A 14,487-nucleotide genomic window follows, 5' to 3' on the forward strand; every position below is an offset into this window, starting at 1 on the left:
CTCTGGAACATCGTGACGCGGGGCATTCTAAACACATCCATCGAGGGTTCGTGAACCGCTCGGCGAGAATAAATCGGGCCACGCTGACGAGAACTGATCAGTCACGATTGGACTTGTTGAAATTGCCGAACAAATGGCACAAATTGGCTAGCAAATAACTACAACAAACATTTCATCTGTCTTTGCGAACGATCCTGCTGGTTCGTGAGACCCTTCAATTAAACCTGTAGGAATGGATGAAATGCATGACCTGGGGGTCGCTGTTGAAAAAACGTYTGTTTGTCACGGGTCTGACTGGATTCGTCGGACAACACATCCAATCGCGCTTGCAGGCCGATGCCTCGGAATGGGAACTTCTGCCTGTTCCTTGCCGCTACGATCTCGCCGCGCCGGACAGCCTCGAAGGCTTGTGGCCGAAAATGCCCGACGCGGTGATCCACCTGGCCGGCCAGACGTTCGTCCCGGACGCCTTTCGTGATCCGGCGCGCACCCTGAACATCAATCTGCTGGGCACCCTGAACCTGCTGCAAGCGCTCAAGGCACGCGGCTTCACCGGCACGTTCCTGTACGTCAGCTCCGGTGATGTCTATGGCCAGGTCACTGAAGCCCATCTGCCCATCACTGAATTGCAACCTCCCTGCCCGCGCAATCCATATGCCGTGAGCAAACTGTCGGCAGAGTTCCTGAGTTTGCAATGGGGCCTGAGCGAAGGCTGGCCCGTACTGGTCGCCCGTCCGTTCAACCACATCGGCCCCGGGCAGAAAGACAGCTTCGTCATCGCCAGCGCCGCCCGTCAGATCTGCCGGATCAAGCAAGGCCTGCAAGGGCCACAACTGGAGGTCGGGGACATCGACGTCACGCGCGATTTCCTCGATGTCGCAGACGTGGTCTCGGCCTATCTGGCCTTGCTGGAGAAAGGTACGCCGGGGCAGGTCTACAACATTTGCTCGGGGCGCGAGCAGAGCATTCGCAGCTTGATCGAACAACTGGCAGATCTTGCCCAGGTCGACCTGCAACTGGTCCAGGACCCTGCGCGACTTCGCCGCGCGGATCAGCGTCGGGTGTGTGGCAGCCCTGCCAGGCTGGTCGAAACCACCGGATGGAAGTCTGAAATCACAACACAACAATCCCTGCGGGCGATCCTGTCCGACTGGGAGAAGCGAGTACGACAAGAATGACTAAAAGTGCATTGATCACAGGTATCACCGGCCAGGATGGCGCGTATCTGGCCAAACTGTTGCTCGACAAGGGTTACAAAGTCCACGGCCTGGTAGCGCGCCGCAGCAGCGACTCGCGCTGGCGCCTGCGTGAGATGGGGGTCGAGGCGGACATCGTCTACCTGGACGGCGACATGGCCGATGCCTGTTCAGTGCAGCGCGCGGTGATCAAGTCGGCGCCGGACGAGGTCTACAACCTGGCCGCGCAAAGCTTTGTCGCGGCCTCCTGGGATCAACCGGTGACCACCGGCATCGTCGACGGCCTGGGCGTGACCCACCTGCTCGAAGCGATCCGTCAGTTCAGTCCGCACACGCGTTTCTACCAGGCATCCACCAGCGAAATGTTCGGCCTGATCCAGGCCGAGCAGCAGGACGAGAACACGCCGTTCTATCCGCGCAGCCCTTATGGCGTGGCCAAGTTGTATGGCCACTGGATCACCGTGAACTACCGCGAAAGCTTCAACCTGCACGCCAGCAGCGGGATTCTGTTCAACCATGAATCACCGCTGCGCGGCATCGAGTTCGTGACGCGCAAAGTCACCGATGCAGCCGCCCGGATCAAGCAGGGCAAACAGCAGGAACTGCGCTTGGGCAACATCGACGCCAAGCGCGACTGGGGCTTTGCCGGGGACTACGTCGAAGCCATGTGGCTGATGCTGCAACAGGACAAGCCCGACGACTTCGTGGTGGCCACCGGCGTGACCACCACCGTGCGCGAGATGTGTCGGATTGCCTTCGACCATGTGGGCCTGAACTACCGCGATTACGTGAAGATCGACCCGGCATTCTTCCGCCCGGCCGAAGTGGAAGTGCTGCTCGGTAACCCGGCCAAGGCCCAGCGTGTGCTGGGCTGGAAACCAAAAACCGATCTGGACACCTTGATCCGCATGATGATGGATGCGGACATGAAACGCGTCGCCAAGGAGTAGGCCATGCTGATTCCCGTGATTCTCTCTGGCGGTGCCGGGACGAGGTTGTGGCCGGTGTCGCGTGAAGGCCATCCCAAACCGTTCATGACATTGCCTGACGGCCAGTCGCTGCTGGGCAAGACTTATCGGCGTGCCGCGGACCTGCTCGACGGCTGGGGCGATATCGTCACGGTGACCAACCGCGAGTACTACTTCCAGAGCAAGGATCACTTTCGGGACGCGCACCTGGGCCGTCATCGCGGGCATTTCCTGCTGGAGCCGACGGGTCGCAATACGGCGCCGGCCATTGCCGCCGCCGCCCTCTCCCTCCAGGCCCTGCATGGCGACGACGCGATCATGCTGGTCATGCCCGCCGACCATCTGATCGTCAATGTCGACGCACTGAAGGACGCGGTCGAGCATGCCGTGACATTGGCCAGGCGCGGTCAACTGGTGACCTTCGGCGTCGTGCCAACCGCTGCGGAAACCGGGTTTGGCTACATTGAAGCCGGCACATCACTGGACGATAAAGGCGCTGCCAACGTGCGGCGTTTCGTCGAAAAACCCGACCTGCAAACCGCGACTCATTACCTGGAAAGCGGCAACTTCCTGTGGAACTCCGGGATGTTCTGCTTCTCGGTCGCCACCCTGCTGGCCGAACTGCAAACCCATGCGCCAACTTTGCTGGAGCAGACGCAAACCTGCATGGCCGCCAGCGCTCCCGTGGAAAACGCCGAGAGCGTGCAACAGGAACTGTCACCGGCCCTGTTTGGCGAAATCATGGACATCTCCATCGACTACGCGTTGATGGAGCGCTCCGACAAGGTGGTCGTGGTGCCAGCCCGTTTCGACTGGAGCGATATCGGCTCCTGGGGTGCGGTGGCCGCGCTGGTACCGGCGGATGCACAAAACAACCGTGCCGTCGGCGAGTCGATCTTCATCGACAGCCACAACAATTTCGTCCAGAGCGAAAACCGCCTGGTAGCGACCGTGGGTGTGGATAACCTGATCATTGTCGACACCGCCGACGCGGTGCTGGTGGCCCACGCCGACCGCGCCCAGGATGTGCGCCGGGTGGCCAGGCAACTCAAGGATAAAGAACACGAAGCCTATCGCCTGCACCGTACGGTCAGCCGTCCATGGGGCACCTATACCGTGCTCGAGGAAGGCCCGCGCTTCAAGATCAAGCGCATCGTGGTCAAGCCCGGCGCCAAGTTGTCGCTGCAGATGCACCACCATCGCAATGAACACTGGGTAGTGGTCGAAGGCATGGCCAAGGTCACCAACAACGGCACCGGCACGCACCTGGTGGCCAAGAACGAATCGACCTTCATTGCGGCGGGTCACAAGCATCGCCTGGAGAATCCGGGCGTGATCGACCTTGTGATCATCGAAGTGCAAAGCGGCGAATACCTGGGAGAGGACGACATCGTCCGCTTCGAAGATCAATACGGCAGGACGGTTTGAATGCTGCGTAATCTTTACCAATCGCTGTGGAATTACCGGGGTTTCATCCTCGGCAGCGTCAAACGGGAGTTTCAGGCGCGTTATCGCAACTCGCTGTTCGGTGCCTTGTGGACCGTGCTCAATCCGCTGTCGATGATCCTGGTCTACACGGTGATCTTTTCCACCATCATGCGCGCCCGCTTGCCGGGCGTGGATGACGGGCTGGCCTACAGTGTCTACCTGTGCGCGGGCCTGCTGACCTGGGGACTGTTCGCCGAGATCACGACACGCAGCCAGAGCATGTTCCTGGAAAACGCCAACCTGCTGAAGAAAATCAGCTTCCCGCGCATCTGCCTGCCGGTCATCGTGCTGCTCAATGCCGGGATCAATTTCGCGATCATCCTGGGGTTGTTCCTCGGCTTCCTGCTGATCAGCGGGCGACTGCCCGGCATGGCGTTGCTGGCGCTGGTGCCGTTGCTGATCCTGCAAGTGATCTTCGCCGCGGGGCTGGGGATGATTCTGGGCGTGCTCAACGTATTCTTTCGCGACGTCGGGCAGTTTTTCGGCATCTGCCTGCAATTCTGGTTCTGGCTGACACCCATCGTTTATCCGTTGTCGATCCTGCCGCCGGGCATCCAGCGCGTTATCGGGCTGAATCCGATGACGGCACTGATGAACAGCTACCAGAACCTGTTTCTCTACAACCAGTGGCCAGACTGGAGCTCGCTGGTCCCGTTGCTGGTGATCGGCCTGTTGTTCTGTGGGATGGCGCTGCGGCTGTTCCGTCAGCGTGTCGGTGAAATGGTGGACGAGCTCTGATGGGACATATACGTGTCAGTGGCCTGGGCAAGGCCTACAAGCAGTACCCGAATCGCTGGAGCCGTCTGTTCGAATGGCTGGTGCCGTTTTCCCCCACCCGACATCAGTTGCACTGGGTGCTGCAGGGGGTCGATTTCGAGATTCAGCCGGGCGAAGCCGTGGGTATCGTCGGGGTCAACGGTGCCGGCAAAAGCACGCTGTTGAAGATGATCACCGGCACCACCCAGCCCACCTGCGGCGCCATCCAGCTGCAAGGTCGCGTGGCGGCATTGCTGGAACTGGGCATGGGCTTCCACCCGGACTTCACCGGGCGGCAGAACACCTTCATGGCCGGCCAGTTGCTCGGCATGCAAGTGGAAGAAATCGAAGCGCTGATGCCAGAGATCGAGAGCTTCGCCGAAATCGGCGAGGCCATCGACCATCCGGTTCGCACCTATTCCAGCGGCATGCAGATGCGCCTGGCGTTCAGCGTGGCCACCGCACGGCGGCCGGATATCCTGATCGTCGATGAAGCGCTGTCCGTGGGCGACGCCTACTTCCAGCACAAAAGCTTCGATCGCATCCGCAATTTCCGCAAGGCCGGCACCACGTTGCTGATCGTGTCCCACGACCGCTCGGCGATCCAGTCGATCTGCGACACCGCCATCCTCCTGGAAAACGGTCGCATGGCCATGCGTGGCAAGCCCGAAGAAGTGATGGACTACTACAACGCCATGCTCGCCCAGCGCGAGGGCCAGACAGTTCGCCAGGAAATGCTCGCCAACGGGCAGGTACAGACCATTTCCGGTACCGGCGAAGCGGGCATTCTCAGTGTCCGCCTGCTGGACCCGAAAGGCCGTTCGGTGGAGGTGGCAGAAGTCGGTCAGACGATGGTCCTGGAAGTGCAGGTCGAGGTGCGCCAGGACATCGAGCGGCTGATTCTCGGTTTCATGATCAAGGATCGCCTCGGCCAGCCCATGTACGGCATCAATACCCACCGGGTCGACAAAGCCCTCACCGACCTGAGTGCCGGCGAACGCATCACCTACCGTTTTGCCTTCGACATGCGCCTGGGCAAGGGCAATTATTCGGTGGCCCTGAGCCTGTCGCGGCTGGATTCGCACCTGGATCGCAATTTCGAATGGCGTGACTACGGGCTGGTCTTCCACGTGATCAACAATCGCCAGGAGGACTTCGTAGGGTGCTCCTGGCTCGAAGCGCAGACCAGCGTGACCCGTTCCAGTGAGAATCGGGTGGAATCCATTGGGGAAACACGATGACCAGACTGTTGGTGGAATGTACCTACGTATTCGAACACCCGGAAGCCAACTCGGGCATTCAACGGGTCGTTCGTAATGTAATCCAGCAATTGCCGGCCGCAGACACCCTGCGTGAATGCATACCGGTGGTGATGCTCAATGGCGCGTTGTTCGAGGTGAAAAGCCTGGCGCCCTTGCCGACCGTCAAAGTGGACCTGATGAGCCTGCGGGTGAAGCTCGAACAGTTCGCCAATCTGTACTGGCTGCGTCATCGCGCACTGGAGCGGCGCCGCCCTTTCAGCACATCGAAGTTCGCCCGCCGGGTGCTTTATGTCGGTTGTCGCCTCACCGCGTTCGCCTGCCTGAGCCTGCCGATGCGCATGCTCGATCGGGTACTCAAGGACCAGGTCCCCGAGCGCTGCGTGCCGTTGCAGCATCGCGCCGGCGATCAACTGGTGCTGCTGGATTCGTCCTGGCACGCCAACTTCTTCCCCCTGGCCGAGCAACTCAAGCGTGACGGGGTCGGCATCATTTCGGTGATCTACGACCTGATTCCCCTGACCCACCCGCAGTTCTGCGACGCCGGGCTGGTGAAGGTCTTCAACGAATGGTTCGACTGGATCGCCCGCACCGCCGATGGCTACGTCGCGATCTCGACCACCATCCGTGACCAGGTTCGCCAGGAGATGACCCGCAGGATCGGCTCCAGGCAGGTGCAGCAACGTTGGTTCGACTACTTTCACCTCGGCTCTGAACTCGACCTGACCGATACCCGTTCAGCCGTCGACCCGGGGCTGCTGCAGATGTTCAAGACGCCGGACCCGGTGTTCCTGATGGTCAGTACCATCGAGCCGCGCAAGAACCATGCGTATTTGCTGGACGCGCTCGAACGCGCCTGGGCGGCCGGGTCCAAGGCCCGGCTGTGCATCGTCGGCAAGATTGGCTGGAAGTGCGAGGCGCTGATCGAGCGTATCCGCCAGCATCCACAATTGAACCAGCGTCTGTTCATGTTCAACACCCTCACGGACAAGAGCCTGGAACACGCCTATTCCCATGCGACATCGCTGGTGTTCCCCTCCTACGTCGAAGGGTTCGGTTTGCCGCTGGTCGAAGCCATGCAGCGAGGCCTGCCGGCCATGGCCAGCGATATCCCGGTGTTCCGCGAAATCGGCGGTGAGTACATGGCGTACTTCGACCTCGCTGACCCACAGAACCTGGCCGACCTGGTCATTGACATGGAAAGCGGCGGCGCCTTCCCCGCGCCCCTCAACCTGGATAACTGGCATTGGCTGAGCTGGCCTGAGGCGAGTGCGCAACTGGTCGGACGCATCCAGCGCAACCTGCACAGCGATGCGAAGGTGCCTGAGAGTCAGCATGCGAATTGCCCTTAACGCCCGCATCCTCCAGGCCCCGCGCACGGGCATCGGCCACTACGTTGCCGAACTGGCGAACGCCCTGGCGGGCGAACCGGATATTGAACTGGCGCTGTTTCATGGCTGGGGCTGGAGTGCTGTGCTGCCTGAAGCGGCCATGCCCGGTTATTCCCGACTGACGCCATTGCTGCGGCAGATTCCGGGGGCCTATCAGGCCCGACGGTGGCTGGAGCAGAAACGCTTCGATCAAGGCCGCGCGCAAGCCATCGACCTCTACCACGAACCCAGTTTGTGGCCGCTGTCTTTCGACGGCCCGACCGTCATCACCCTGCATGACCTGACTCACCTGCACTATCCCGAAACGCAGCCACCGGCGCGCTTGCGAGAAATCGAACGGCGCGTGGCCGACGGCGTGCGCCAGGCAAGCCTGATTCTTACCGACTCGCAATACATTGCTGACGAAGCCCAGGCACATTTCAGGCTACCGAAGGAGCGGTTTGTTGTCGCGCCGCTGGGTGTAGCCGCACGTTTTCACCCGCGGTCCCCCGAGGCTATCGACGCCGTACTCAAGACCCATGGCGTCGAGGCGCGGGAATACTTCCTCTGTGTCGGCACCCTGGAACCGCGCAAGAATCTGTCGCTCGCACTGCGCGCCCACGCCCGATTGCCGGAATCAGTCCGTCAGCGTTTTCCATTGCTGATCGTCGGCATGGCCGGCTGGCAGCGCGAGCAGTTCAGCGAAGAATTGCACCAGGCCCTGGCTGGCGGTCATGTCTGTTTGCTGGGCTATCTGCCTGACGAGCACGTTGCTCAGCTGTTGGCCGGTGCCCGGGCATTGATTTTTCCGTCGCTTTACGAAGGTTTTGGCCTGCCGGTGCTGGAGGCCATGGCCTGCGGCACGCCGGTCATTCTGACCAGACGTTCGGCCATGCCCGAAGTGGCAGGCTCTGCGGGTAACTATGTTGAACCGGATGAAACCGACGGCTTGCGCGATGCAATGAGTCGTCTGATCGAGGATCTAGCGCATTGGCAGGCATGCCGGGAAGCCGGATTGCTACAGGCAAGACTTTTTACCTGGGAACRCTGCGCGCAGGTCACGGCCAGCGCTTACCGCCAGGCAATGGGAGGTTGAATGCGGGTTCTGCATTTTTTCAAGACGTACCTGCCTGACTCGGTCGGCGGAATCGAACAAGTGATTTTCCAGTTGTGCGAAAGCGGTGCCCTGCACGGCGTTGAAGGCAAGGTGCTGACACTCAGTGCCGATCCGACACCGCCGGTGATGCAGATCGCTCAACATGAAGTCCAACGAGCCAGACTCGACATTCAGTTCGCCTCCACAGGGTTTTCCTGGAGCGTCTTCAAACAGTTTCGCGAGCTGGCAGCCGAGGCCGACGTGGTCAATTACCACTTTCCTTGGCCGTTCATGGACCTGGTGCATTTCGCCAGCAGCCTGAACAAACCCTGCGTGGTGACGTACCACTCGGACATTATCCGCCAGAAACACCTGCTCAAACTTTACCGGCCGCTGATGAATCGCTTTCTGCACAGCGCCGACCGGATCGTCGCTGCATCGCCCAATTACCTGCACACCAGTGATGTGTTGCAACAGTTTCAGCACAAGACCCGAGTGATCCCCTATGGATTGAACAAGACAGGTTACCCACAGCCGGGCAGCAATCGAACGGCTCACTGGCGGCAAAAGCTTGGCGATAAGTTCTTTCTGTTTGTGGGTGTGATGCGCTACTACAAAGGTTTGCACATCCTGCTCGACGCCCTGAAGGACCTGGATTACCCGACAGTGATTGTCGGTGCCGGACCAATGGAAGCAGAGCTGCATGCCCAGGCGGCCGCCTTGGGTTTACGCAATGTTCACTTCCTCGGGCGTCTGGGGGACGAGGACAAAGTAGCGCTGCTGCAACTGAGCTACGCCATCGTGTTCCCATCGCACCTGCGCTCCGAAGCCTTCGGCATTTCGCTGCTCGAAGGCGCGATGTATGGCAAACCGATGATCTCCAGTGAGATTGGCACGGGCACCAGTTACATCAATATCCATAACGAGACCGGGCTGGTGGTGCCGCCGAGCAATCCAGCGGCGTTTCGCGAGGCGATGCGCACGCTTTGGGAAAACCCGGTGCTGGCGGCGCAAATGGGCGAGAAGGCGCAGGCCCGTTATCAGAATCTGTTTACTGCGGACGAAATGGGTCGCAAATGGGCGGCCTTGTATGAGGAATTGCTGGAAGAAAAAAACCTCGCCTACGCTTGATGCAACCGGCCGTGAGCCTGTGCTGTGAAGCCATGAGGGTTCAGACGTGAGGATCGCCCGACGCCTTGCTCGGCGCTGCGTACTGCGGCTTCAGGTGCCCTTCCCGATCGAGTAGCCAGGCGTCCATGATCTCCCGGACGACCGGTCCGGCGACGCGTCCACCCGCCTCGCCGTTTTCGATCATTACCGAAATCACAATCTTCGGGTGCTCGGCCGGGGCGAAACCGACGAACAAGGCATTGTCGCGGTTACGCTCGCGGGTTTTCTCCCGGTTATAACGTTCGCCCTGCTTGATCGCCACCACTTGCGCGGTACCACTCTTGCCGGCAATGCGGTACTGCGCCCCCGCGGCGGCGGCCCGGGCAATCCCGCGAGCATCATGCATCACCATCTGCATGCCATGGTTGACCTGTTCCCAGTCGCGAGGATCCTTGAGCAGAATGTTCGGCATTGGATGCTCATCCACCGGCGCGACGCCGTCCACGGTTTTGGCCAGGTGCGGGCGATTCCACACCCCTTTGTTGGCAATCAGCGCCGTGGCCTGGGCCAATTGCAACGGCGTGACCTGCATGTAGCCCTGGCCGATACCGAGAATCACCGTCTCGCCCGGAAACCATGCCTGACGACGCGTGGCGCGCTTCCAGGCTTGGGATGGCATCAGGCCGGGGGATTCTTCGTACATATCGAGAGAGACTTTCTCACCGAGTCCGAACATTGCCATGTAGTCGTGCAGGCGATCGATACCGAGCTTGTGTGCGAGGTCATAGAAGTAGGTGTCGTTGGAACGCATGATCGCCGCATCCATATCCACCCAACCATCGCCGCTATGGTTCCAGTTGCGGTACTTGTGATCGACATCCGGCAATTGATAATAACCGGGGTCGAACACACGGGTCTGTGGCGTGACGACACCTGCATCGAGGCCGGCGATTGCCACTTCCGGCTTGATGGTCGAACCCGGCGCATAGAGACCGCGCAGCACACGGTTGAACAGCGGTCGGTCGATGGAGTCCCGTAGCGTGGAGTACTCCTTGGAGCTGATACCGGTGACGAACAGATTCGGATCGAAACTCGGGTTGCTGACCATGGCCAACACTTCACCGGTCGACGGATCGAGCGCGACTACGGAGCCACGACGATCGCCCAGGGCTTGCTCGGCGGCTTCCTGGAGCTTGACGTCGAGGCTCAGTACAATGTTTTTTCCGGGCACCGGATCGGTGTGCTTGAGTACTCGCAATACCCGGCCCTGGGCGTTGGTTTCGACTTCCTCGTAACCCACGTGGCCATGCAGTTCCGATTCGTAAAACTTTTCGATCCCGGTCTTGCCGATGGATTGGGTGCCTCGGTACTCGACCGTATCCAGAGCCTTTGATTCTTTCTCGTTGATACGACCGACGTATCCGACCGAATGAGCAAAGTGCTCGCCGAACGGATAATGGCGCACGAACTGCGGCTCGACATCGATGCCCGGCAAGCGGAACTCGTTGACGGCGAGTACGGCAATCTGTTCTTCGCTCAGCTCATAGAACAGCGTCACGGGTACGAAGGGGTGACGTGCCTGCTTCATCGCCTTGTCGAACAGCGAGCGGTCTTCAGCGGGCAAGTGCAGGAGATTGACCACCTCGTCCAGCTCGGCGTTGACATCGCTGGCGCGCTCACGAGTGATGGTCAGGTTGAAGCTGGGGCGGTTGTCCGCAAGGAGTACGCCGTTGCGGTCGTAGATCAATCCGCGGGTAGGTGTAATCGGCAGGACATGTACGCGATTATTTTCGGAGATGGTCGAGTGATAGTCGAACTCGACGACCTGCAGGACATACAGGCGTACCACCAGAACACAGGTAATGGCGACAACGAACAAGGCGCAAGCCATGAGTCTCTTGTTGACCAGGCGTGTTTCTTTTTCGTGGTCCTTGATCGCTATCGGTTCAGGCACTTGTGCAGCAACTCTTTGAAAAGAATGCCGATCCGTGGGCGCAGACTCAGTCCATTAAAAATGAGCTGCACCTTAGCAAAACCGTGGAGTCAGGTTTGTGTGATTTTTTTCACAATTGACCTTGAATGGGCCGCTCCTGTTTTTTCACGCCAAAAACAAAACCCCAACTGCTTTCGCAATTGGGGTTTCGGAATTTAATCTTGACGATGACCTACTCTCACATGGGGAAACCCCACACTACCATCGGCGATGCATCGTTTCACTGCTGAGTTCGGGATGGGATCAGGTGGTTCCAATGCACTAGGAGCAGCCCCTCTCAAATCTCAAACGTCCACGGCAGATAGGGACCGAACTGTCTCACGACGTTCTAAACCCAGCTCGCGTACCACTTTAAATGGCGAACAGCCATACCCTTGGGACCGGCTTCAGCCCCAGGATGTGATGAGCCGACATCGAGGTGCCAAACACCGCCGTCGATATGAACTCTTGGGCGGTATCAGCCTGTTATCCCCGGAGTACCTTTTATCCGTTGAGCGATGGCCCTTCCATACAGAACCACCGGATCACTAAGACCTACTTTCGTACCTGCTCGACGTGTCTGTCTCGCAGTCAAGCGCGCTTTTGCCTTTATACTCTACGACCGATTTCCGACCGGTCTGAGCGCACCTTCGTACTCCTCCGTTACTCTTTAGGAGGAGACCGCCCCAGTCAAACTACCCACCATACACTGTCCTCGATCCGGATAACGGACCTGAGTTAGAACCTCAAAGTTGCCAGGGTGGTATTTCAAGGWTGGCTCCACGCGAACTGGCGTCCACGCTTCAAAGCCTCCCACCTATCCTACACAAGCAAATTCAAAGTCCAGTGCAAAGCTATAGTAAAGGTTCACGGGGTCTTTCCGTCTAGCCGCGGATACACTGCATCTTCACAGCGATTTCAATTTCACTGAGTCTCGGGTGGAGACAGCGCCGCCATCGTTACGCCATTCGTGCAGGTCGGAACTTACCCGACAAGGAATTTCGCTACCTTAGGACCGTTATAGTTACGGCCGCCGTTTACCGGGGCTTCGATCAAGAGCTTCGCGTTAGCTAACCCCATCAATTAACCTTCCGGCACCGGGCAGGCGTCACACCCTATACGTCCACTTTCGTGTTTGCAGAGTGCTGTGTTTTTAATAAACAGTCGCAGCGGCCTGGTATCTTCGACCGGCGTGGGCTTACGCAGYAARTGCTTCACCCTCACCGGCGCACCTTCTCCCGAAGTTACGGTGCCATTTTGCCTAGTTCCTTCACCCGAGTTCTCTCAAGCGCCTTGGTATTCTCTACCCAACCACCTGTGTCGGTTTGGGGTACGGTTCCTGGTTAYCTGAAGCTTAGAAGCTTTTCTTGGAAGCATGGCATCAACCACTTCGTCACCCARAGGGTAACTCGTCATCAGCTCTCGGCCTTRRRATCCCGGATTTACCTAAGATYYCAGCCTACCACCTTAAACTTGGACAACCAACGCCAAGCTGGCCTAGCCTTCTCCGTCCCTCCATCGCAATAACCAGAAGTACAGGAATATTAACCTGTTTTCCATCGACTACGCTTTTCAGCCTCGCCTTAGGGACCGACTAACCCTGCGTCGATTAACGTTGCGCAGGAAACCTTGGTCTTTCGGCGTGGGTGTTTTTCACACCCATTGTCGTTACTCATGTCAGCATTCGCACTTCTGATACCTCCAGCAAGCTTCTCAACTCACCTTCACAGGCTTACAGAACGCTCCTCTACCGCATCAYCCGAAGRTGATACCCGTAGCTTCGGTGTATGGTTTGAGCCCCGTTACATCTTCCGCGCAGGCCGACTCGACTAGTGAGCTATTACGCTTTCTTTAAAGGGTGGCTGCTTCTAAGCCAACCTCCTAGCTGTCTAAGCCTTCCCACATCGTTTCCCACTTAACCATAACTTTGGGACCTTAGCTGACGGTCTGGGTTGTTTCCCTTTTCACGACGGACGTTAGCACCCGCCGTGTGTCTCCCATGCTCGGCACTTGTAGGTATTCGGAGTTTGCATCGGTTTGGTAAGTCGGGATGACCCCCTAGCCGAAACAGTGCTCTACCCCCTACAGTGATACATGAGGCGCTACCTAAATAGCTTTCGAGGAGAACCAGCTATCTCCGAGCTTGATTAGCCTTTCACTCCGATCCACAGGTCATCCGCTAACTTTTCAACGGTAGTCGGTTCGGTCCTCCAGTCAGTGTTACCTAACCTTCAACCTGCCCATGGATAGATCGCCCGGTTTCGGGTCTATTCCCAGCGACTAGACGCCCTATTAAGACTCGCTTTCGCTACGCCTCCCCTATTCGGTTAAGCTCGCCACTGAAAATAAGTCGCTGACCCATTATACAAAAGGTACGCAGTCACCCAACAAAGTGGGCTCCCACTGCTTGTACGCATACGGTTTCAGGATCTATTTCACTCCCCTCTCCGGGGTTCTTTTCGCCTTTCCCTCACGGTACTAGTTCACTATCGGTCAGTCAGTAGTATTTAGCCTTGGAGGATGGTCCCCCCATATTCAGACAAAGTTTCTCGTGCTCCGTCCTACTCGATTTCATGACYAAGAGATTTTCGCGTACAGGGCTATCACCCACTATGGCCGCACTTTCCAGAGCGTTCCGCTAATCTCAAAGCCACTTAAGGGCTAGTCCCCGTTCGCTCGCCACTACTAAGGGAATCTCGGTTGATTTCTTTTCCTCAGGGTACTTAGATGTTTCAGTTCCCCTGGTTCGCCTCTTGCACCTATGTATTCAGTACAAGATAACCATCTTATGATGGCTGGGTTCCCCCATTCAGACATCTCCGGATCAAAGTCTGTTTGCCGACTCCCCGAAGCTTTTCGCAGGCTACCACGTCTTTCATCGCCTCTGACTGCCAAGGCATCCACCGTATGCGCTTCTTCACTTGACCATATAACCCCAAGCAATCTGGTTATACTRTGAAGACGACATTCGCCGAAAATTCGATTGTGCTCAAAGAGCCACTCACAAATTTTACCTTAGCCTGATCCGTTACCAGTGAAAGTAACGTTCAGTCTATCTTTCTATCACATACCCAAATTTTTAAAGAACGATCTAATCAAAAGACTAGAAATCAATATTCRYTYYAGAATATTCATTTCTAAACTCTCAGACATCTGAAGCAGTTTATGGTGGAGCCAAACGGGATCGAACCGTTGACCTCCTGCGTGCAAGGCAGGCGCTCTCCCAGCTGAGCTATGGCCCCATACAAAATTGGTGGGTCTGGGCAGATTCG

9 protein-coding genes, 2 tRNA genes and 1 other annotated feature (1 of these 12 running past the window's edge) are annotated in these 14,487 nt (G+C 58.0%); of the genes, 8 read left to right on the plus strand and 3 right to left on the minus strand.

Going from position 1 to position 14,487, the window contains the following annotated elements; genetic code table 11:
• The first annotated feature begins 263 nt into the window (after window positions 1–263).
• Genes AB4Z35_RS12615 through AB4Z35_RS12650 form a run of 8 tightly spaced genes read left to right on the plus strand, consistent with a single transcriptional unit; the run spans window position 264 to window position 9,264 of the window.
• Complete coding sequence (locus tag AB4Z35_RS12615) at window positions 264–1,178, plus strand: GDP-mannose 4,6-dehydratase (RefSeq protein ID WP_442097366.1); 915 nt, start codon at window positions 264–266, stop codon at window positions 1,176–1,178.
• Complete coding sequence (gmd, locus tag AB4Z35_RS12620) at window positions 1,175–2,146, plus strand: GDP-mannose 4,6-dehydratase (protein WP_007988274.1); 972 nt, start codon at window positions 1,175–1,177, stop codon at window positions 2,144–2,146. Before AB4Z35_RS12615 ends, gmd begins: the two co-directional genes overlap by 4 nt.
• A 3-nt stretch (window positions 2,147–2,149) precedes the next feature.
• Window positions 2,150–3,592, plus strand: a complete 1,443-nt coding sequence (locus tag AB4Z35_RS12625; RefSeq protein WP_442097344.1) for a mannose-1-phosphate guanylyltransferase/mannose-6-phosphate isomerase — start codon at window positions 2,150–2,152, stop codon at window positions 3,590–3,592.
• A complete protein-coding gene (locus AB4Z35_RS12630) occupies window positions 3,593–4,390 on the plus strand; it encodes an ABC transporter permease (RefSeq protein ID WP_442097346.1) in 798 nt (265 codons plus the stop codon).
• Window positions 4,390–5,649: an ABC transporter ATP-binding protein gene (locus tag AB4Z35_RS12635; RefSeq protein ID WP_442097348.1), complete on the plus strand. Its 1,260-nt coding sequence runs from the start codon at window positions 4,390–4,392 to the stop codon at window positions 5,647–5,649. Before AB4Z35_RS12630 ends, AB4Z35_RS12635 begins: the two co-directional genes overlap by 1 nt.
• Window positions 5,646–7,019, plus strand: coding sequence for a glycosyltransferase family 4 protein (locus AB4Z35_RS12640; protein ID WP_442097350.1), 1,374 nt, complete (start codon window positions 5,646–5,648; stop codon window positions 7,017–7,019). Before AB4Z35_RS12635 ends, AB4Z35_RS12640 begins: the two co-directional genes overlap by 4 nt.
• A complete protein-coding gene (locus AB4Z35_RS12645; RefSeq protein WP_442097351.1) occupies window positions 7,003–8,133 on the plus strand; it encodes a glycosyltransferase family 4 protein in 1,131 nt (376 codons plus the stop codon). Before AB4Z35_RS12640 ends, AB4Z35_RS12645 begins: the two co-directional genes overlap by 17 nt.
• Complete coding sequence (locus AB4Z35_RS12650) at window positions 8,134–9,264, plus strand: glycosyltransferase family 4 protein (RefSeq protein WP_442097353.1); 1,131 nt, start codon at window positions 8,134–8,136, stop codon at window positions 9,262–9,264.
• A gap of 40 nt (window positions 9,265–9,304) precedes the next feature.
• On the opposite strand, the gene mrdA is transcribed toward AB4Z35_RS12650, so the two are convergent.
• The 3 genes from mrdA to AB4Z35_RS12665 all read right to left on the minus strand — a co-directional run.
• Window positions 9,305–11,197 (minus strand): penicillin-binding protein 2, encoded by a 1,893-nt coding sequence (mrdA, locus tag AB4Z35_RS12655; RefSeq protein WP_442097355.1) that lies wholly within the window; start codon window positions 11,195–11,197, stop codon window positions 9,305–9,307.
• Window positions 11,198–11,348: 151 nt separating this feature from the next.
• Window positions 11,349–14,142 (minus strand) — a sequence feature (most likely nonfunctional fraction of RNA operon).
• 239 nt (window positions 14,143–14,381) lie between these two features.
• Window positions 14,382–14,457: transfer RNA gene (locus tag AB4Z35_RS12660), tRNA-Ala, on the minus strand.
• 9 nt (window positions 14,458–14,466) lie between these two features.
• Window positions 14,467–14,487: transfer RNA gene (locus tag AB4Z35_RS12665), tRNA-Ile, on the minus strand (it continues 56 nt past the right edge of the window).

The sequence above is a fragment of the Pseudomonas sp. KB_15 genome (genome assembly GCF_052114525.1).
In the GTDB taxonomy this organism is placed as follows: Bacteria; Pseudomonadota; Gammaproteobacteria; order Pseudomonadales; family Pseudomonadaceae; genus Aquipseudomonas.